The organism is Thalassolituus sp. (genome assembly GCF_034111725.1).
In the GTDB taxonomy this organism is placed as follows: Bacteria; Pseudomonadota; Gammaproteobacteria; order Pseudomonadales; family Oceanobacteraceae; genus Thalassolituus.
Window position 1 is genome coordinate 1 of sequence record NZ_JAWUWR010000031.1, and the last position, 19953, is coordinate 19953.

The following is a 19953-nucleotide window of genomic DNA, read 5'->3' on the forward strand; positions in this document are numbered from 1 at the left end:
GAAACTGCGACTTAAAACATGAATGCATGGAAAACCCGAAGCCGCGAACCATCGCAAAGGCGCAGGACGGCAAGTCTCCTTCACCATCAACGACAAACGCAAACCCACGTATACAGATTGGATGAAGCACCGAGTGGACAGTGACCATGGTACGCACAGTTATAGCCATCGAATGTCGACAGTAGAGCCAGTCTTTGCCAATATAGGAACCAATAAAGGCCTGAAACGGTTTGGCTTGCGAGGCAAAGCGAAAGTTCAAGGCCAATGGCAGTTGTACTGCATGATTCACAACATAGAAAAGATCATGCGGTACGGTGAATTGGCAAGATAAAGCGGATATTGAGCGTGATAGCGGCTCTTAGAAGATTAATGATCTAAAAAGCTAGAATATCGCCAAGATACTCAAAAGTAGATTCAATTTTTATTAATTATCGAATTGGATCATTAACAAAGGAAGAAGCCTGAAGAAATGGCCAAGAAATAGGTTTTTCTACAGGCTCGTTACGTGTCACAAGGAATTAGCATCATCAGATGAAAAAGAAACTCAAGGAATTCACCCAGCATCTTTATCATGAGATCGAAGATGAAGATAAGGCAGAAGAGTTTATTGATGATGCGTTGCCTTCAATAGGCTTAATAGTCATGTACTTCAATTCGTTGGAGAGCACTTTAGATTCCGTTCTATGTGAAAATTTTACGGACAGAACTGATTCTCCTGGTCTAATAGTGTTAAACAAGCTTAATTACTCCTCCAAAGTAGACCTGTTTAAAAGGTTCTGTGATGATTTTCAAGTTGGCATAGCAAGAAAGCTTGAGGGCTATGAACAGATTATAACCAACCTGAATGAAAGTGGCCGTCTAAGGAATATGGTGGTTCATGCTAACTGGGAAGACACGGATGACGAAGGGTATACGTTCTTGAAACTTAAAATGTCAAAGAATGGGATGCATCAAGAATATGTGCAGTTTACGGGAGATTCCCTTCAAAAAATTATCGAACTAGTAATACAAACACGCTTCGATTTGTATAAATTCTGGGAACACCGTAACGATGTCCTGTATGGTCGAGTATAAACACGTAACAAGGCGCTCAAGCAAGGACGCAGCGAAGCTGCGCCGCTTAGCTTTGCGTTAGAGAGCAAAGCTAAGCGGCAACTATCGCCGAGAATGGAAAATCCGAAAAGTACTGAAAAAAGCATCAAAGCAGAGAGTTGCGTTGGTGCTCCAGCCAGGGAACGTATGGGTTATTGAAAATGCGCTTGAGCACACAGAAGAAACAGATGCAGCGCTTAAAACGTGTTACATGCGTGGCTGGCTAGAAGTGCTAGAAAATTCTGTACCTACAGGCCAATTAACAAAAGAAGGAAACCTGCCCCAAGGCCAGTGGTTCAACTCAAGCAACCCAATTTGGAAGCTTACAGATAGTGGCTGGGCCGCAATTAATCGGGTACACGAATGGATGCTAATAGGGGTTTTATTGGCAGCAGTGAGTGTTCTGGTTGCTGTAGCTCTCTAACCAATGGTTCAAACCGTTCGCTTCGCTCACTGGGACGGGCTAAAGCCCGACCCTTAACCAAACGTTATGAATGAATGGAGATAGTATTGAACTTCGCAAATAGCATTTTTGTTTCTGTCGTATCAACGATTTCTACGCTGTCTATTGTGGGAATCGTTGCGTTCCTACTGCGGACTTGGATAGTGGAGAGACTTAAGGGCTCTATCAAGCATGAATATGACGTCAAACTGCTTGAGGTTGAGCGTCAAAAAGAGGTCCGTATTAAAGCAGAGATTGTTTCTGAGCTTCTTGCTCATTGGATAAGAAAAAATGGAAATTTAGACTACTACGAGCTAAATAGACTTTCATTTCAAGCATTCCTTTGGCTGCCTCAGGAGCTTGCGCAAGAATTATCTGATTCGCTTGCACATAAACCTGGGGCAAAAGATGTTCGTCAAGTTCTAAAGAGCGTCCGCACATATCTTCAAGGAATGGATGATGATTTCAAAGCACGTGATGTGATTGTGTTCGCTGAGCCAGAAATACGGTCCTCTTTTAATTTAAGCCAGGTAACAAGTGATGCTATCACCAAGCCGAAGCCAGCTCGGTAGATTCATTCATAACAAACCGCTGAAATTCGTTACGGCCACAAAAAGCGTGACCTGATCTCCCCCCGCTTTAACGGACACCAACATCTAACAGACAAGGTGTCCATGCCAAAATATACAAGACCGTTGGGATGACTGTCTGTAGTCATCTCCGTAGTCATCTCGTTGTTAACGATGCTCTTTTTTACATCACTTTATTTTTAAAATGAGTACACTAACTGCACTTTAACTAAATTAAGACTTAACAGTGAAAACCCATACAACCAAAACATTGATGGCATGGTTATTCGGTCAACTGCGACCTTACAAACTACAAGTGGTGTATGCCATGTTAGCGCTTATTGTCGGTGCTGTGTCTTGGCTGGTATTAGGTCAGGGGGTGAAATATTTGGTCGACCAAGGTTTCATCGCTAACAATGCTCAGCGCCTAAATCAGTTAGCACTGCTGATTATTGCCATTGGTTTTGTGGGTAGTATCGCCACCTACTTCCGTTTTTATTACATGATTTGGTTGGGTGAGCGAGTAAGCGCCGATATCCGCCAAAATGTCTATTCTCACTTACTCACCTTATCACCCGCATTTTTTGCGACGAGCCGTACCGGCGAAGTCATTTCAAGATTTACCTCTGATACCACCGTATTGCAATCCGTGGTGGGCATGGGCTTGTCCATGGCGCTGCGCGCTGTCATCACTTTTATTGGTTCGCTAATGCTGATGCTGTTTACCAGCCATATTCTGACCTTGTATGTATTAATTGCCGTGCCTATTGTGCTCATTCCCATTCGTATTTTTGGCCCCAAAGTCAGAACCTTTGCCCGTAATAGCCAAGATAGGGTGGCGGATGTCGGCGCTTATATCGATGAAAGTCTGCATGAAATTCAAACGGTACAAGCCTATGGTCATGAGCCCATCGATAAACAACGTTTCTTTGAGCGCATTGATGGGGTAATGGAAGCTGCTCGCAAACGTATTCAGTTTAGAGCCTTAATGATTGCTTGTATTATGGGCATTAGTTTAATTGCCATTACCGTAGTCGCTTGGATGGGCGCTATTCTGGTATTAAGTAGTGAACTTACTCCCGGAGAGCTAACTGCCTTTATGTTTTATGCCGTATTGGCCGGTGGCAGTGTGGCTAATATCAGCGAAGTGATCGGCGAAATTCAAAAAGCCGCTGGCGCCAGTGAACGTTTAATGGAGCTGCTGCAAACTCAAAGTACCATTAGTTCTGTGGCTGAGCCGCTTAAATAGACCACTAAGATCCGCGGTGAACTGAGTTTAAATGATATTTCTTTTGCTTATGATCCAGACTCTGATGCAGCCGTGATCAACAAGATTAATTTAGCCATTAAAGCCGGTGAACGTATCGCTTTAGTGGGCCCCAGTGGTGCAGGAAAATCTACCTTATTTCAATTATTGTTGCGCTTTTATGATGTGCAGCAAGGGCAAATTATGATTGATGGCATGCCCATTGAAGATTTAGCTTTGACTGATCTTCGTCAACAATATGCCTTGGTTTCGCAAGAGTCGGTGATCTTTGCTGCCAGCGTTAAAGATAATATTAGGTATGGACGACCCGATGCCAGCCAAGCCGATATTGAGCGAGCTGCTAAGGCGGCGCGGGCAGATGAATTTATTCAAGAATTTAGCCAGGGTTATGATACCCAATTGGGCGAACGAGGAATTCGTTTATCGGGCGGCCAAAAACAACGTATTGCCATTGCTCGGGCGATATTAGCAGAGCGGCCGATATTATTATTGGATGAAGCAACTAGCGCTTTAGATGCCGCCAACGAAGTGAAAGTTAAATTGGCCTTAGATGAATTGATGCACAATAAAACCACCATTATTATTGCTCATAGACTCTCTACTGTGGTTAATGCCGATCGCATTGTGGTGATGGATAAAGGTCAAATTGTTGCCATTGGCACTCACCAAGAATTGATGATTGCCAACCCGCTTTATCGTGAGTTAGCGGAACTTCAATTAATGTCGTCAATGTAGTTTAGAGTGACGAGTTTTCACTAATCAAGACAGTCTCGATATAACTAAGACAGTCTCGATATAATTAAGACAGTCTCGATATAAGTAGTCTCGATATAAGTAGTCTTGATATAAGTAGTCGCGATATAAGCACTGGTTGGGATGACGTACCTAGTAGGTCATTACTGTCCTTAGTAGGCAAGTGGGGTTATGCTGGCGTGAATTTTCAAGAAGATATATTTCTATGAAAGCAATTTGGAACGGGGCCGTTTTGGCTGAATCTGATGACACCGTTATAGTAGAACGTAATCACTATTTCCCAGTCGAATCTCTTCAAAATCAACTGTTTATCGCGAGCAACCATACTTCAATCTGCCCTTGGAAGGGTACTGCACGATATTACTCGGTTGAAGTAGGTGGGAAAATCAACGAAAACGCAGCTTGGTACTACCCAGAGCCGTCTGCCGCCGCCGCCGAGATTAGTGGTCGCGTAGCATTTTGGAAGGGCGTTCAGGTTGTGGAGTGATGATGGCGAAGTTCATCAGTTAAGTAGGGGCGGAAGTTTTTGTTATCTGCGAAAAATGAAAGCTAAGCGAGCATTAATGCTTAGTCAAAACCGGCCTATGAGGACAAATCTGGTGTGCGTGAAGCAAACTCCTGATCAGAAACTATACTAACTGGTATGACTATGTATTCCGGAGTTTTTCATGAAGTCGTTAGCGCTCAAAACCAAGCTGTTTGCCATTACGCTGTCAGCCATTCTATTGCTGGCTGTGGCTCTGACTTGGCGCAGCTATCAGGGAATAACCTCACTTAGTGAACAGTTGCAGGTACATAGTGAAAAAAACCTGACTAACGCCGTTATCGCGCAGCTGCAAGCCAAAACCCAAGCCTATGGCGAGCAGATCAGCAACTACATCAATGCTGCCTACCGTATACCAACGACGATGGCTGCGACGATTAAAACTGCCATTGAAAATGGCGATAGCAGTCGCGTTCAAATCAGTGAAATGATGGGGGCTGCGCTCAAAGTCAACAAGGATATTAGCTCGATATACGCCCAGTTTGAGGCTAACGGCTTCGATGGTCGCGACAGCGAATTTGTTGACTCCGGCTTGATTTACAGCGCAGAAAGCACCGGCTCACTCGAAATCTATTGGATCCGAAACCAGTCTGGTCAGGTTAAACAGCAGAAGGTCGATGATCCGAATGAAAAATACTTCGATAGCCTTAATGAATTCGGTATCCGGCAATCGGAGTGGTATCTATGCGGTCGCGATAAGAAGGTTTCCTGTTTGATGGAACCTTATCTGTATGAAATCAGCCCCGGTTATGAAGAGCTGATGACCAGCCTGACCGCGCCAATTATAGTCAACGGTACTTTCCGCGGCATTGCTGGCGTCGATGTTAATCTGCCTATTTTCCAGAAGCTCGTGGAGGAACTTAGTCAATCCTTATACAGCGGTAAAGCTCGGGTAACCGTACTCAGTGAAATGGGTCTCGTCGTCGCTTCCAGTCATTATAAAGATAAGCTGATGCGGCCGTTAAAAGAGTCCTTGCCTGAAACAGGCGACGCGCTGAGTCAACTGCATAAAGGTGAAGGATTGCTGACCGGCAAAGATAATCTGTACGTTGCCCGTGGGTTAAAAATTCCGGCTTCCAACAGCGAGTGGTCATTGTTGATCGAATTACCGTTGAACGTCGCATTGGCCGATCTGGAAACTCTGCAAGCTCTCGTTGCAGAAGAAAAAACCAAAGTACTTGGCAGTCAGCTATTACTGGCACTGGTGCTGGCCGGTGCGGCTTTGGCCGCCATTACCGTGTTGATTCAGTCGATTACTAAGCCTCTGTCAGTATTGAATAAGCAGGTAGAACAGCTGTCCAGCGCTGATGGCGATTTATCTCAGCGCTTGCAACTGGATACCCATGCCGAACTGATCAGCCTGAGTGGCGGCTTTAACCGCTTCCTTAGCAAGCTGAGGGATCTGGTCTTGGCATTGAAAGGTGTGAGTTTAGAAGTTCGTAATGAGTCAGCTGAAAATCTGAAAATTAGCCAGAAAACCCGCAAGGCAACCGACCAGCAACAAAGCGAAATGGACAACGTGGTTACTGCGACACAAGAAATGTCGGCCACCGCGCTGGAAGTCTCGCGCATTGCCTCCGATGTTGCGGTACGTGCTAACGACATTCATACCACGGTCACTGCGTCGCAGAAAAATCTGTCCATCGCGGTGGATACCGTTCTGGAGCTGAGCGAAAACATGCATACCGCGAGCGAGTCGATTACCAAAGTCTCCGCACGCTCCGACGACATTAACCGCATTCTGGTGGTTATTCGTTCTATTGCCGAACAGACCAACTTACTTGCGCTGAACGCTGCTATCGAAGCCGCCCGCGCAGGTGAGCAGGGGCGTGGTTTTGCCGTAGTCGCCGATGAAGTTCGAACATTGGCTTCGAAAACGCAGGAATCGACCGAAGAAATCAACAGTATGATTGGCAGCCTACAGAGTGAAGTAAAGGCCGCCGTCAGCATTATCGACAGCGGTAGTCAGAAAGCAGGGCTGGCGATGGAATCAACTAATGAAGCCCACGGCTCGTTGCAAAATGTGGTGCATGCAATCAGCGACATTGCCGATCACATTCGCCAAGTGGCGAGCGCCGCCGAAGAGCAAAGCTCCGTGAGTGGAGAAATCACCCGCAACCTAACCGTTATCGGAGACGCTACTACTATGCTGGCCGAGCTGGCGCAGGACGCTAACAAGAGCAGCCATAAAGTAACCGGTCAGCTTGACCGTCTAGATAAACAACTGAGTGCATTGCGTACCTGAATCAGAATGGAAAATGACATGCGAGAGGCCGTAGAAGACGTGTCTTCCTCAGCTCTGCGTGAGGAAGCAATGGAAGAAGACAGGATGCAGTGTTATTGTTTAAACATTGTTTAACAAATGCAAACAGGTGACCTTATGCTAGGTGTCCGATTAGACGAAAAGCTTGAAAGCCGGTTAAATGCGCTGGCAGCCAAGACGAATCGCTCTAAGAGCTTCTTGGCGAAGGAGGCATTAACCCGTTATGTCGAAGAAGAAGAGCGTAAGCAGCGTGAAAACGAGCTGACGATGGCGCGCTGGGAGGAATACCAAGAAACTGGCGAAACAGTCAGCAATGATGCGATGACGGAATGGTTAGAATCATGGGGAACGGAAGATGAGAAATCATGCCCAGCGAAATAGTCTGGTTACCTTCAGCTTCTAGCGATGTTGCTCGTTTAAGAAACTTCGTCAAATCTGAAAATCCTCGCGCGGCACAGCGTGCTGCCAAACGCATCATTGAAAGCATTAATATCTTGCAAGAAAACCCAGAAGCTGGTGTGCCAGTGACTGACTTCAACGACTATAGAGACCTTATGCTGACCTTCGGAGCAGGTGAATACATTATCCGATACAGGCTGGAATCTCTGCGCCGAGTGGTAATCGTTCGAGTTCGTCATAGCAAAGAAGAAGGCTTTTAAGCGTTTTTTATAGGATCTTCTTAACGATATATATTAGTTAAATAGTCCTTCGTTGAGTAAGCGATGCTTGAACACCCTTATGGGATAGGATTTCTAACGAGATAATATAATTTTGGTGTCAAATCTGGTCTGAACTAATAGAGCTAGGTATATGGGTATTTAGGGGGACTGTTGCACTGTGAGGATGTGCTATCCGCTCCAAACGGTGATCAGATGTATAAAATTGAATAGTTTTCGGTTTTAGCAGCCATACTTCCGTTGCTTATAGTCCGTCAGAAAGCTTGCTTGCTATGCCGAGCGCTGATAGTTTTGCGTCGATCAATGCATTTCTTAATAAAATGATGCAGTTGTTTGGTTGAGCGTAATCGTTTCTCTTAGCCCTTACTTATTGCACCGTGAATCCTTGGATGTAAATGGACACTAATCGAAATATCATTGCGCGCTTGCGCGAACGCATTCCGACATTCGAATGCGTCGAGGGGTGTCATGATTGTTGTGGCCCTGTGACCACGTCTTCAGAAGAGATGTCACGCCTACCAGTTAAAACCGATGCTGAACATGAAGCGGCATGGGAACATCTTAATTGCGTTCACTTGGGCCCTAATGGCTGTACTGTGTACGACGAACGCCCGCTGATTTGCCGCTTGTTTGGTACAACTCCGCGTATGCCTTGCCCTAATGGACGTCGTCCTGAAGTGATGATAGATACCAAGACTGAAAATCAGATTCATCATTACATTGCCAATACGCGGCAGGTGTTGGTTTAAATACCCGCTGCAGTAAACACGTTTAAAAACACATCAGGTTCAGGTCTTACTCGATAGTTATCGGTAAGATCAGCGAATAATATTTTACCGCTTGCATCGGTCATTATTACGGTCGGCATAACGGTATCGCTGTCGTAACCCAAGGCTTCTAATCCTACTGGCAGGCCATTTAATGCGGCTATTCCCAATCGTTTGGCCATCGCATTGTCGTGATCCACTAAAAAGCTCATAGGCGTATCAAAGCGTTCGGCAAGCGAGGCTGTATGCCCTTGCGGTTGTGGACTAATGAGCATGATTTCAACGCCTTTTTCGGCCAATTCGCGATACTGAGTCGCTACTTCTTTTATCTGCGCCATGCACAATGGGCACCAGTTACCGCGGTAGAAAATCAGTAATAATGGTTTATTTAATTCATTGGTTTTAATTACCGCGCCTTCGGTATTCATCAATTCTAAATTGGGGAGTAATTTTCCAACAGTTAAGATAGCGCTGCTTCTATCCCCAAATCTTGAATACCACCATTCGTATAAAGCACTTCCTATCACGGCTACCACTAAGATCCAGATCAGTGGTTCCGAGGTCGATATTGAGGTGGCCAACGCACCGATAAAAGCGAAAAGTGTTATTGCAAAGGTAGCCTTGCTAGCCATCGCAGTACGGGCGACATTCGTCAAAAATATCCACGCGAAGAATATCAGTGGAGACGCTAATGCAAATACTGACCAATACCAAACGGTCGCTTCGGTTTCTTGTGATAGCACCCAAAGGCTACGAATTACGCCAATAGACAGCAGTGTGATCCATGTGGAGAGAAACAAAGATTTTAAGCGATTCATTGTTTATTAATTCCTAAGTGTTTTTCGTTAGCGTTTATCTAACGTCGGCATCAGCATGTTGAGTAGTGGCGTAATGCTCTGCTCTAAGTCAGATATTTCAACGCCGCGACGGCTTTGCACTCGCAAGCCAATCATGTTGGTCATTAGCATCTTCCCTGCACTTTCTGGCGTTATTTCTGTGGTCATCTGATTGAGTGTTTGGGCGCGCTTACATGCAGTTATAAAAGCTTGCTCCACGGCGTCTAACTTCTTGGCTGCATGGTTAGCGAGATCAGAATCAATAGGGGATAGCTCATTAATGGTATTAACGAGCAAGCAGCCCAGCGCTAATGAATCTTTCGTTAATGCCAATAGTGTTAACTCGAAGACATCTTTTATGCCTTTCGCTGGATCTAGTTCGTTACTTAAAAAACCAATAACAACGGCTTGTATTCGGTTCTGATAGTTGTCGATTACCTCTGTGAATAATCCAGCTTTATCACCAAAGGCGGCATAAAGACTGCCTCGATTAATCTGCATGGCATTGAGTAGTTGCTGCAAGGAGCTCGCTGAATAACCTTGCTGCCAAAAAACTCCCATAGCAGCATCTATCGCTTTTTGGCGTTCGAATTGTAGAGGTCTTGCCATTATTTTCTCCTCAATTGAGTGCCACTATATTTATTTTGGAACGATTGGTCAATAACTGCGTACGCGGACAACGAGCTGTAAATAAGGGGTATAAAAAAACCGCTGAATAATCAGCGGTTTTTGTTTAATGGGCCTGTATTCACATAGCTGTATACTGAGATCGAACAATAGAAAATCCCAAGAGTCGGTGTAACCTGCTCTTGGGATTTTGTGGGTTATTTGAAAACAGGCAAGCTAGTGCTGCTTCCAAAATCCCAGGGGGCAATCGGGGGCGTGTTGACGTCGTTGTCGTCGTCAATCGCATCCCAACCCTCATAGAGGGTTCCGGTGTTAATGCACGCTGTATCGTTTGCGGCGGTAGGACATTGTAATTCTTCTAATGTGACGCCTAGCACGCCCGGTCGGTTGCCATTACTATGGACGCTGTGTGACAAGCCAGAAATATCGATTGCCCAATAGCTAGTGGTGATGGTGGCCGAGTTTTGCAGTTTGCCAACTAGGCCGCCAATAAATATATTGGTGTTTGCTGTCACTGAATTCATTGCGTAACTAGTGCTTAGGTCGGAATTATCGATTAACACGATTAAGCCACCAACTTGGTTTTCACTACCGGATACGGCCCCCGTACTGAAGCTACTTTTGACCGTGCTGGAGCTGGATGCCGATCCGATTAAGCCGCCAACATTACTTTTGCCGTTGACTGCGCCGGTTGCATAGCTGGTATTAAGGTGTGAGTTGGAGATATTTCCTGCGAGTCCGCCGATTGAATTATTCTTTCCGGTGACATTGCCGGTCGAATAGCTTGAACTGAATTTCGAGCCATCAGTTAAGCGTCCCACTAAACTGCCGACGTTAGTGTCTCCTGTTATTGTCATTACGGCACCACCGAGACCAATATTTTTTAACGTACCTGCGGAGACGACTCCAAATAGTCCAATGTTTTTGCCGCTGGTTGCATCATCGGCTGAAAGACGGTTGATGAATAGGTTTAGAATTTCAAACCCATTGCCGTCAAATATGGCGGCGAAAGGGGTTGTGCTATTGCCAATGGGTAACCAACCTTTGTTTTCGCCATCTGTATCGTAATCGAAGAACGGCGCGTCGTTAGAACCCATAACGCCATCACTATTGATGTCGAAATCCAAAGTTTGTGTTAATTCATAGCCAATACAGCCAGTATCTATGAAGCAGCCAAGCGTACTGCTTTCAATGCCGTCACCTAATGCGCTGCCATCGAGGTGATGACGGATGAGATCTAGCTGTTCTAGGCTGCTGATTTCAATGAGCCCATTATTGTTGTCGTCGATATCGTCTGTATCGAGCACGAGGTCGTTATCATCGTCTTCATCGGCGTTATTGCCAATGCCATCGCCATCGGTGTCGATGCTCTCTGCGGCATCAAGCGGGAAGGCATCGTTAGTATCGGCAATACCATCGTTGTCATCATCGTTGTCGGCATTATTACCAATGCCATCACCATCGGTGTCGATGCTCTCTGCGGTATCAAGTGGGAAAGCATCGTTAGTGTCGGCAATGCCATCGTTGTCATCATCGCTGTCGGCATTATTACCAATGCCATCGCCATCGGTGTCGACGCTCTCTGCGGCATCAAGCGGGAAGGCGTCAACGGCATCTGGGATACCATCACCATCAGCATCAATCACACCCGGCGCTTCAGTTACTGGATCATTGACAATCGGTGCTGTATTGCTGCTACCTCCACTTCCGCCCCCACAAGCGGTTAAAGTGGCAAATAATATGGTGATAGAGCAGCATTTTATTGGGGCTATTAGATTCTTCACGATAGACTCCGTATAACTCTAGTTAAGGTTATGTAGGTATACGGAGCGATATTCGATAAAGTTTCAAAATAGAATGAAGATGTTTACAACGCGCACATGATGGCGTGAATGGAGGCAGATAAGGGCCTATAGGTTGTGTGTAAACATTAAAAATACTCGTTGTTCATTTTCATAACCGTCAGCAGTGGCGCTGAAATTAGCAAAGCGAAGTAGGACACTATTGATTGTGTTAATTTTATAGCCGACGTCGATATCGAATTCTTTTCCAATACGTGAGTTGTCATCATCTGTATTAAATAGGTGATAGCGAGCATCTATTTTTATAGGGCTCTTACGCCAGATGTACTGTAGAGAGTAGTCACGCAGACCTGAGTTTGGGGTCAGTAAAAACTTGTCAGCCCAACCATTGTGATCGTGTAACGATGCTAGCGGGGTAATAAAGCTAACTCCATTTTTTTCACCTAGGCGCTGAACGTTGAGTGTTATTTCATGATGATCAAAGCCAATGCCGCCACCGATATCATAAAATTGAAGCAGGGCGTCATTATGGATGTCTGTGCGTTCTTGGAATGCCAATTCTGCATGGACGAGTGTTCGCAATGTGTTCCAGCGGCCTTTGTGTTCGTAGCGTAGGCCGAGGGTTTGGTTCGAAAGCGCTTTGGCGTCTTTTATCTCCATATCAAAGTAGTAGGCGTCGATTTGAGATAAATCCCATTCTTTAAAATGGGCAAATACAAGGTGGGTATTGTGATCATGATCGCCTAGAAATTGGGGCGGGCGTATCCCATTGTTGGCGGTATAGTTGCTATCCGTCGGGCTGAGTTTTTTACCCGAATCTTGGCCATTAATGCGATTGGCGTTATCGACATAGCGATACATCACATTGGATGCTGTGCCAAATTCATAGCTAAACCCGACGGTATCCAATGTTTGTTCGTTCTGCCAGAAACCATTAGTGCCGACAAAACGTTGGTTACCTAAATTGAGAGCTTCTCGACCGAGTGTGAGCTGCAAAGTGTTCGTTGGGGAGTAACGCAACAAGGCTTGATTTAGATCGGTACCTGCAACATCGGGAATGACTGGGTGGCCATTAAAATGTTCGCCATTACTGAATTCGTCTTGCCAGCCTAAGGCGACGCTATCAAGCTCTAAAAGGGTTGAGAACTGTTGCGACCATTCACTGGTCGCTCGTAATCTAACTAATAGGGAGGCGGCGCGGGCATTTTCTTCAGCATCGACGTGGGCTAGGCGCGCGCGGGTGCCCAGTTCAACGGTATGATTTTCTAGCGTGTATTCTAGGGCGACAACGGGCTGTGAGGTTGCGGCGATAACGGCTAAAAGAGTTATTAAAACCGTCGAAAAAAATATCGATTTACCAATCTTCGGCATTACCGTCATGGAGGAAAGTAACATCATCTCTTTTATCCATTTCGTCGTAGAGTGAGTCTGGCATGGGGTTTTGGCGACAGTCCATGTATTGCAACTTTGGCAAATTATAAATATCAATGGTAGCTAGATGGTTGTTGAATATGTAGATTTTCTCTAGTTGTGACATATTTGAGTAGGTAAAGTGTTCAATTTTATTATTGTTGGTTTTGAGCGTTTTAAGTTTTACTAAATTCGATAGTGTTAGTGTGTCTAATTGGTTATCGAACAGGTAAAGTTCACTGAGATTGGGCAAATCGGTAAGGTTGAATTGACTTAAATTATTTCGGGCTAAATTCAAGGTTTTTAGTTGTTTAAGTAATGTCAGATCAACATCCAGTTGTTCAAGCTTGTTGTTGTATAGCGAGAGTGATTGCAGCTGGGTAAATTGCTCTAAGCCAATCATAGAACGAATGCCTTTGCTGTGACATTTTATCTCAGTGACATCCTCGGGTTTGCTCCAGCTATTGTTTTCGGCAAGTGCTTGCAAGCAGTCGTGCAGTGCTCTGTCTTGCACGTCAAATGTCGCAGCATAGGCTGGATGTATTCCCGTTAAGATAAAAACTGCTAGCAGGCTGAGCCCATGACGACAGTTAATAGTGATCATGCACTGTCCTTCGTGATTGCAAGACGAATACAGACCCCTTTGGCAATCACTATGTCGCTCGGCTCATCCAATGGCGAGCCACCTTGCTCTTCTTTGGTAATAATTAAATCGGAAGAGTCTCGAATTAAACGCAATGTTGCTTCGTCGATTTGTACTTCGTTTTGCTCGCGGTCATTAAACACCAGTAACGGTCGGATTTGTCCATCACGACGAGATTTAGCCCAAAGTTGCAGGCTATGATCTTGCGGTGCTTGCCAATCTTCCCACTTTAACCACAGTGTTTTGCCATTGCTTGAGGTGAGCGCGGTTAAAATAGGCGCGTCACTATCATCGACCAGTACTGCTACGTAATCGGCATTGAGGCCGATGTTCTGATTGATGGAGTTGTTCAGCAATAATCCACTCATTAGCAGTAACATGGCAAACGCAGCGCCCGTGACGATTTTCCACGGCAGCAGTTTTTCCCAGAACGTGAGTGATTTTTCTTGAGCTGTTGATTGCTCGTTGTTATTAATTCTTGCTTGGATCTTGGCGAAAGTGTCAGGGTTAGGTGCTAGAGAAGGCACGCTTTCGGGTGCGGGCATAAGAGATTGTTCCCAATAACGCACCGCTTGCATCAAGCTGTCATCCGAGCGTAATTGTTCGGCGAAGGCGTCGCGTTCTTCGCCGCGCAGAGTACCCAATACATATTCAAGGGCGAGGGCGTTTTTATCGTCTGCATTAATCATTATTTGATCCACCGCTTTCGCCTTCCATGCATACTTTTAGTTTAGCGCCTCCGCGTTTTAACCAAGTTTTTACGGTATTAATGTTGGTATCTAAGACGTCGGCGAGTTCTTCGCGTGAGTAACCGTACAAGTAGGCCAACTCAAGGCTTTGTTTGAACTTGTCGTTCATAGACTCTAAACATTTCTTTAATTGTGCATTTAAGCGAAAGCGACTGTAGGTCTCTTCTTGAGTTTCTTCAGTTGGGGTGTTTAGTAGAATTTCGGATTCTGCTTCGTGATGCGGGCGATTTTGATGGCGCGCTTCGTGCCGCAGTTTATCAATGGCGCGATAACGCACAATACTGGTCATCCAAGTCGTTGGGTTTCCTTGCGCCGATGTATAGCTCGCTGCGTTGTTCCAAATTTGTACGAAAGATTCTTGCAGTACGTCGTTACTGCTATCGGCAGAACCAAGGATACGAAAGGCCACGCCGTTAAGATAAGCAGCGGCAGCCTGGTATAAGGCTTCTAGCGCTTTTTGATCTCGCAGCGCGCACCGTGCTATTAAATTTATTAACATTTCGTTATCCACAAAGAACTTCCCTATGTACCTATACGTAACACCAGCGAATATGGTTGCAGTGTAATGAACATATTTTAATCATTCTACCCGCTGGGGATATAAAAAAACCGCTGAACTAGCAGCGGTTTTTTATTATACCAAGCGTATATTGCGGTTATTTAAGCGTCGGCTTTACCATCATGTTTACGCTGTTGGTTTTTCAGTGCTAATTTTTCTAAACGGCGCTTTTCAATAATGGCGGCCAAATCGTTACCTAGGTGATCTTCACCACGGGCTTTGGCTAGCTGCATTTGGTGTTCACGCTGACGGAAACGTTCGCGTTGGGCTTCATCGTATTCGTCGATGCAATGATGACAGCTTACGCCTTGGACGTAGTGCTCTGATTGTTTGTCGTGTTCTGTAATCGGGCGACGACAAGCGTGGCACTGATCGAAGTGGCCTTTTTGCAGGTCGTGATCGACGGTTACGCGGTTATCAAACACAAAGCATTCGCCTTCCCACATCGTCTCTTCTTTTGGTACTTCTTCTAAGTACTTTAGAATACCGCCTTCGAGGTGATAAACCTCGTCGAAGCCTTGTTCTTTTAAGTAGGCTGTCGATTTTTCACAACGAATGCCGCCGGTACAGAACATGGCGACTTTTTTGTGTTTTTGCGGATCAAGGTTTTCTTTCACGTACTGTGGGAATTCGCGGAAGGTTTTGGTATTTGGATCAAGGGCACCCTTGAAAGTACCGATACCTACTTCGTAGTCGTTGCGAGTATCTACCAGAATCACATCTGGATCGGAGATCAAGGCGTTCCAATCTTTTGGCTGCACGTAGGTGCCAACCACACGCTTAGGATCGATACCTTCGACGCCCATCGTTACGATCTCTTTTTTCAGTTTTACTTTGGTGCGGTAAAACGGCATTTCGTCGTCGAATGATTCTTTGGTGCCCACGTCTACTAAGCGCTCATCTCGGCGCAGATAATCAAGAAGGGCATCAATGCCTTCACGGCTGCCGGCAACCGTGCCGTTGATCCCTTCATTCGCCAGTAGCAGCGTGCCTTTGACATCAAGGCGTAACATTTCATCAAGAAGGGGTTTTTGTAACAGTTCGAAATCGTCTAATGTTACAAATTTATACATCGCACAGACGACGAATGGGGTATGTTCGGTCATAGTTCCTCGCTGGCCGGAACGTAAATCCGGTGCGTTAATCGGTAGTGATTTCAATGGATGCCATTGAAGTTCCGGGCGCGATTATACAGAAGAAGAGCCGCTAGGGCAGGTTGGATATGACTATCCGGCTAAAGTTAGCAATATTGCGACTAATTTCTGGCGTCAACTTTTTTTCCGGTGAGGATGTACTAACGTTTATAGAGTTGCCTGACGGGCGTGTGGTTGTTGTATAACCTTGATTTAGCAGACGTTAGGACTTGAGTTGTCGTGGAGCTACTCACAGCGATAACAATGAATCCGGAATCTGGACTCTAAAACACCATGATAGGATGGTTACTATGTGGATATCACTTTGCTCGATCACTTTGATGGGTTTCTTAATTGGTGTAGCTTATCACCGCTACAGTGCACGCTGGACCGGTGCTAGTGGTAGTTATAATGGTATCGGTTATCAATTTAGCCTGTTTAAGTTTTCGCTATTCTCTAGCTCTTTCGAAATGCTGGGTGTCGAAGCTCCCCTCGGATACGATTTTGTGATCAAGCGTGAAACACGCATGGATCGGTTATTCAGAATTCTTGGCATTGGTAGTAAGTCATCGGTCGGCAATGCTGAGTTCGATGAGCAGGTATATGTGGTATCGGATAACTATTCGATGCATCAGGTTCTAGCGGCTCAGCCTGAGCTGCAACAAGTGGTGATGAATATTTTGTATCGCCAACCTGTGGATGGCGACATTGAGCGGATTGTTTGCCGCCATGGTCGCATGTGGGCATGTATCTACGGCAAGGCAACGCCAGCGGCAGAAGCCGTTATCGTGCAACGTATGATCCCAGCATTAAACAAACTAGGTAAAGGCATGGAGAAGTACGCGGGAGGCTTATCCCCCCAGCGTCGTGATCGTTTTAATGCCATGGCTGTGTTGTTTTTGTTTGCTACTAGTGCGCTTTTGCTGAATGGCAGCTTGAGTTTTGCTCAGCCGCTGTTATCGAATTTCATTTCTGATGTGGATAGCGTACTGCGCTTGTCCCAGACCAGTTTGCCGCAATTTGTTGCAGCGCGGGGCTAGGTTTTAGCTCGGCTGGTCGCTTAGGTAATTAGATCAACTGAATAGCTCGTCCTAGTTTAATTAGGGCGAGCGATTTTTTTGCGTTTTAGCTGATTTTTCCAGTCACACGAGCGCGTTTCGTTCCCGCTTGCACTGGCGCTTTCTGAGCTTCTGCGCGGCGTTTGATTCGGGCATCAATGATGTTCTTACCGGCAATTAATAACCCCATGGCAACGAATGCGCCTGGTGGCAATATCGCAAACAGGAAGTCTGGATAACCCGATATCAGTTCGATCTTCCAATGTGCGGCGCTTGGCCCGAATAATAGATCCATATTGCTGAATACGACGCCTTGGCCGATGATTTCACGCATCGCACCTAATATGACTAACACGATAGTGAATCCCATTGCCATCATAAAGCCATCGACTACCGACGGCAGAATCGAGTTTTTACAGGCAAAGGCATCGGCTCGGCCTAAGATGGCGCAGTTGGTAACGATTAATGGAATGAAAATGCCTAGCACTTCGTAGAGTTCGTAGGTGAAGGCTTGCATCACCAATTCAGCAACCGTTACGAATGATGCAATAATCATTACGAATGCGGGTAAACGCACGGCATCGGATACGTGGTTACGAATCAGCGAAACAGAGAAGTTTGATCCTACCAATACCATCATAGTGGCTAAGCCAAGTCCGAGAGCATTGACCACCGACCCTGTAACTGCCAGCAAAGGGCAGAGGCCCAGTAGTTGAACGAGGGCAGGGTTGTTGTTCCATAGGCCGTCGAGGCTAATATCGCTTAACGATTTTTCGCTCATTTGGCATCTCTCTCTTTATTGTTCAAGGAGGTTGAAGCGCCGATGGTCGGTTCTACTAAGCGCGAGGTTAGCAGTAGCTCTTTATGCATGTTAAAAAACAGCAATGCTTTTTTCACGGCACGTACAACGGCACGAGGGGTAATGGTGGCACCGGTAAACTGATCGAATTCGCCGCCATCTTTCTTCACCGCCCAACTATCCGCTTTAGGATTAAGCAGTGATTTGCCATTGAAATCTAATACCCATTTCGATTTGCGAATATCAACTTTATCGCCTAAACCGGGCGTTTCGCGATGGGAAACAACACGTACTCCAGCAATGCTGCCGTCGTGATTAACACCGACGATAATGCCGATTTCGGTGGTGTAACCGTCAGGTGCGATAACGGGCAGAATAACGGTTTTCACTTCGCCATTCTGACGCGCTAAATGAATTTGCGCATCTTCCGGTAACGGCCCTAATAGTTGCTGATTAAAACGCGAGTCGACCGCGATAACATCATTAAGTAAATCGTTGTCATAGCTACCGACGGCGACGATATCGTTCAGAGCGCGGGCTTCTGCAGCGCGGCGGTTGTGATCAATACGATCCGCCGTGAACACTTGAGCTACGGCGATAGCACCCGCAGTGACGATGGCAAATAAGCCAAGGCCAATCGCATTCTTGCGGATTGAAGCTAAGAGTTCTTTCATGTGAATTAATCCTTAGCCGTTAAGCCGCGACGGGCTTTTTTATGGCCGTAGGTTCGCGGTTGGGTGTAGGCATCAATAAATGGCGCGGCGAAGTTCATGAGCAATACAGCAAAGGCCACAGCATCTGGGTAGGCTCCCCAAGTACGGATGACGTACAACAAGATACCAATGCCTGCGCCGTAAATGAGTTTTCCGCGCGGTGTCGTCGATGCGGATACTGGATCAGTCGCAATGAAGAAGGCACCGAGCATAGTGGCGCCGCTGAGTAAGTGCAGCGACACTGGCGTGTACATATCCACATCCCAGCCGAAGACCAGCGAGCAGACAGAGAGCGCTAGCAATAGTGATACTGGGATGTGCCAAGTAATAATTCGTTTAAACATGAGGAACAAACCACCGGCCATAAAGGCGAGGTTTACCCATTCCCAGCCGCCGTTTAACCAACCGTTGAAGGTGTCTCTTTGCAGAAGGCTATTGGACGTTTCAGTACTGACAAGGTGCTTGTAATCATCGAGTGGTGTGGCACCGCTGTAACCATCAACCAAACCGCTATGGGTAAATATGGTTTTTACGGTATCGATAAATGGCAGCACGTCATGGCCTGACATTTGAAATGACAGCGCCCAATTAGTGGTCATTTGTACCGGAAAAGACACGAGCACTAAGGCATAACCAATCATCGCAGGGTTAAATGGATTATTACCCATACCACCGTATAGATGCTTCGCAAACACAATACTGAATGCCGTAGCCAGTACCGTAATCCACCATGGTGCAAATGGCGGTAAGGCTAGGCCTAGTAGTACGCCAGTGACGAGGGCGGTGTTGTCGCGTAAGAAAAACATCACCGGACGTTTACGCAAGTTCAGCATTAATGCTTCGCTGGCGACAGCGACAAGGCTAGCAAGAACAACGTTGATCAGTGTGCCGTAGCCAAAAAATACCGTCATTACAGCTAGTGCCGGCAATGTTGCGAGGGCAACTGTCAGCATTAAACGCCCAGTGCGATTTGGCCCGTGGGTATGCGGGGACGACAGCGTTAACAAGGCCATGATGTGCTCGTCATGTTATGGGTTCTCCGGGGCAGACTCAGCTTGCTGTTGCAGTTGAGTCAATTTGTCTTGCTGTTTATTAACCGCCATTGATAAAGCATCGACGGTATCTAGGCCTTTTTGCTGGGCCATCTTCAAACGTTCTTTGGCTTTCTCTAAGCGATCAGTCTGGGCCAGAATTTTCTTTGCGAGGGTGTCGGCGTCTAGAGCCGTTGGTGTCGCCGGTTGGCTTTAAGT

At 46.1% G+C, this 19953-nt stretch carries 23 protein-coding genes; 12 read left to right on the plus strand and 11 right to left on the minus strand.

Annotated elements, in window-relative coordinates; genetic code table 11:
- Positions 1 to 22: 22 nt before the first annotated feature.
- From UXZ23_RS04260 to UXZ23_RS04310, 11 genes are all read left to right on the plus strand, one after another.
- The gene (locus UXZ23_RS04260; protein ID WP_320819402.1) at positions 23 to 331 is read left to right on the plus strand and encodes a transposase; all 309 of its coding nucleotides are present in this window, start codon (positions 23 to 25) and stop codon (positions 329 to 331) included.
- A 200-nt stretch (positions 332 to 531) separates the two neighbouring features.
- Entirely contained in the window at positions 532 to 1074 is a 543-nt protein-coding gene (locus UXZ23_RS04265; RefSeq protein WP_320819403.1) for a hypothetical protein, read from the plus strand.
- Between the two features lie 145 nt (positions 1075 to 1219).
- Entirely contained in the window at positions 1220 to 1516 is a 297-nt protein-coding gene (locus UXZ23_RS04270) for a hypothetical protein (protein WP_320819404.1), read from the plus strand.
- 86 nt (positions 1517 to 1602) lie between these two features.
- The gene (locus UXZ23_RS04275; protein WP_320819405.1) at positions 1603 to 2106 is read left to right on the plus strand and encodes a hypothetical protein; all 504 of its coding nucleotides are present in this window, start codon (positions 1603 to 1605) and stop codon (positions 2104 to 2106) included.
- 244 nt (positions 2107 to 2350) lie between these two features.
- Entirely contained in the window at positions 2351 to 3352 is a 1002-nt protein-coding gene (locus UXZ23_RS04280; protein WP_320819406.1) for an ABC transporter transmembrane domain-containing protein, read from the plus strand.
- 72 nt (positions 3353 to 3424) lie between these two features.
- Positions 3425 to 4105: an ABC transporter ATP-binding protein gene (locus UXZ23_RS04285; RefSeq protein ID WP_320819407.1), complete on the plus strand. Its 681-nt coding sequence runs from the start codon at positions 3425 to 3427 to the stop codon at positions 4103 to 4105.
- Between the two features lie 223 nt (positions 4106 to 4328).
- The gene (locus UXZ23_RS04290; protein ID WP_276669036.1) at positions 4329 to 4610 is read left to right on the plus strand and encodes a DUF427 domain-containing protein; all 282 of its coding nucleotides are present in this window, start codon (positions 4329 to 4331) and stop codon (positions 4608 to 4610) included.
- A gap of 181 nt (positions 4611 to 4791) precedes the next feature.
- The gene (locus UXZ23_RS04295) at positions 4792 to 6912 is read left to right on the plus strand and encodes a methyl-accepting chemotaxis protein (RefSeq protein ID WP_320819408.1); all 2121 of its coding nucleotides are present in this window, start codon (positions 4792 to 4794) and stop codon (positions 6910 to 6912) included.
- A gap of 135 nt (positions 6913 to 7047) precedes the next feature.
- Entirely contained in the window at positions 7048 to 7311 is a 264-nt protein-coding gene (locus tag UXZ23_RS04300) for a CopG family ribbon-helix-helix protein (protein WP_320819409.1), read from the plus strand.
- A complete protein-coding gene (locus tag UXZ23_RS04305; protein ID WP_320819410.1) occupies positions 7296 to 7589 on the plus strand; it encodes a type II toxin-antitoxin system RelE/ParE family toxin in 294 nt (97 codons plus the stop codon). Before UXZ23_RS04300 ends, UXZ23_RS04305 begins: the two co-directional genes overlap by 16 nt.
- Before the next feature lie 413 nt (positions 7590 to 8002).
- The gene (locus UXZ23_RS04310; RefSeq protein WP_015486546.1) at positions 8003 to 8356 is read left to right on the plus strand and encodes a YkgJ family cysteine cluster protein; all 354 of its coding nucleotides are present in this window, start codon (positions 8003 to 8005) and stop codon (positions 8354 to 8356) included.
- On the opposite strand, the gene UXZ23_RS04315 is transcribed toward UXZ23_RS04310, so the two are convergent.
- The 8 genes from UXZ23_RS04315 to UXZ23_RS04350 all read right to left on the minus strand — a co-directional run bounded on the left by UXZ23_RS04315 (position 8353) and on the right by UXZ23_RS04350 (position 16106).
- Positions 8353 to 9192, minus strand: a complete 840-nt coding sequence (locus UXZ23_RS04315) for a redoxin domain-containing protein (RefSeq protein WP_320819411.1) — start codon at positions 9190 to 9192, stop codon at positions 8353 to 8355. The genes UXZ23_RS04310 and UXZ23_RS04315 overlap by 4 nt on opposite strands.
- A gap of 27 nt (positions 9193 to 9219) precedes the next feature.
- The gene (locus UXZ23_RS04320; RefSeq protein ID WP_320819412.1) at positions 9220 to 9819 is read right to left on the minus strand and encodes a TetR/AcrR family transcriptional regulator; all 600 of its coding nucleotides are present in this window, start codon (positions 9817 to 9819) and stop codon (positions 9220 to 9222) included.
- A 215-nt stretch (positions 9820 to 10034) separates the two neighbouring features.
- The gene (locus UXZ23_RS04325; protein WP_320819413.1) at positions 10035 to 11621 is read right to left on the minus strand and encodes a hypothetical protein; all 1587 of its coding nucleotides are present in this window, start codon (positions 11619 to 11621) and stop codon (positions 10035 to 10037) included.
- A gap of 126 nt (positions 11622 to 11747) precedes the next feature.
- Positions 11748 to 13037, minus strand: a complete 1290-nt coding sequence (locus UXZ23_RS04330) for a hypothetical protein (RefSeq protein ID WP_320819414.1) — start codon at positions 13035 to 13037, stop codon at positions 11748 to 11750.
- A complete protein-coding gene (locus tag UXZ23_RS04335) occupies positions 12994 to 13653 on the minus strand; it encodes a hypothetical protein (protein ID WP_320819415.1) in 660 nt (219 codons plus the stop codon). Before UXZ23_RS04335 ends, UXZ23_RS04330 begins: the two co-directional genes overlap by 44 nt.
- Positions 13650 to 14381: an anti-sigma factor domain-containing protein gene (locus tag UXZ23_RS04340; RefSeq protein WP_320819416.1), complete on the minus strand. Its 732-nt coding sequence runs from the start codon at positions 14379 to 14381 to the stop codon at positions 13650 to 13652. Before UXZ23_RS04340 ends, UXZ23_RS04335 begins: the two co-directional genes overlap by 4 nt.
- Positions 14374 to 14940 carry an RNA polymerase sigma factor gene (locus UXZ23_RS04345; protein WP_320819417.1) on the minus strand — a complete coding sequence of 189 codons (567 nt, stop codon included), beginning with the start codon at positions 14938 to 14940 and terminating at the stop codon, positions 14374 to 14376. Before UXZ23_RS04345 ends, UXZ23_RS04340 begins: the two co-directional genes overlap by 8 nt.
- A gap of 161 nt (positions 14941 to 15101) precedes the next feature.
- Positions 15102 to 16106, minus strand: a complete 1005-nt coding sequence (locus UXZ23_RS04350; RefSeq protein WP_320819418.1) for a rhodanese-related sulfurtransferase — start codon at positions 16104 to 16106, stop codon at positions 15102 to 15104.
- A 338-nt stretch (positions 16107 to 16444) separates the two neighbouring features.
- Between UXZ23_RS04350 and UXZ23_RS04355 the strand changes: the two genes are divergently transcribed.
- On the plus strand, positions 16445 to 17173 hold the full coding sequence (locus UXZ23_RS04355; RefSeq protein ID WP_320819419.1) for a hypothetical protein: 729 nt from the start codon (positions 16445 to 16447) through the stop codon (positions 17171 to 17173).
- A gap of 85 nt (positions 17174 to 17258) precedes the next feature.
- On the opposite strand, the gene UXZ23_RS04360 is transcribed toward UXZ23_RS04355, so the two are convergent.
- The 3 genes from UXZ23_RS04360 to rsxD are packed head-to-tail and all read right to left on the minus strand — an operon-like array spanning position 17259 to position 19716.
- Positions 17259 to 17972 carry an electron transport complex subunit E gene (locus UXZ23_RS04360; protein WP_320819420.1) on the minus strand — a complete coding sequence of 238 codons (714 nt, stop codon included), beginning with the start codon at positions 17970 to 17972 and terminating at the stop codon, positions 17259 to 17261.
- Positions 17969 to 18664, minus strand: a complete 696-nt coding sequence (gene rsxG / locus UXZ23_RS04365; protein ID WP_320819421.1) for an electron transport complex subunit RsxG — start codon at positions 18662 to 18664, stop codon at positions 17969 to 17971. Before rsxG ends, UXZ23_RS04360 begins: the two co-directional genes overlap by 4 nt.
- A 5-nt stretch (positions 18665 to 18669) precedes the next feature.
- A complete protein-coding gene (rsxD, locus tag UXZ23_RS04370) occupies positions 18670 to 19716 on the minus strand; it encodes an electron transport complex subunit RsxD (protein ID WP_320819422.1) in 1047 nt (348 codons plus the stop codon).
- Positions 19717 to 19953 lie beyond the last annotated feature (237 nt).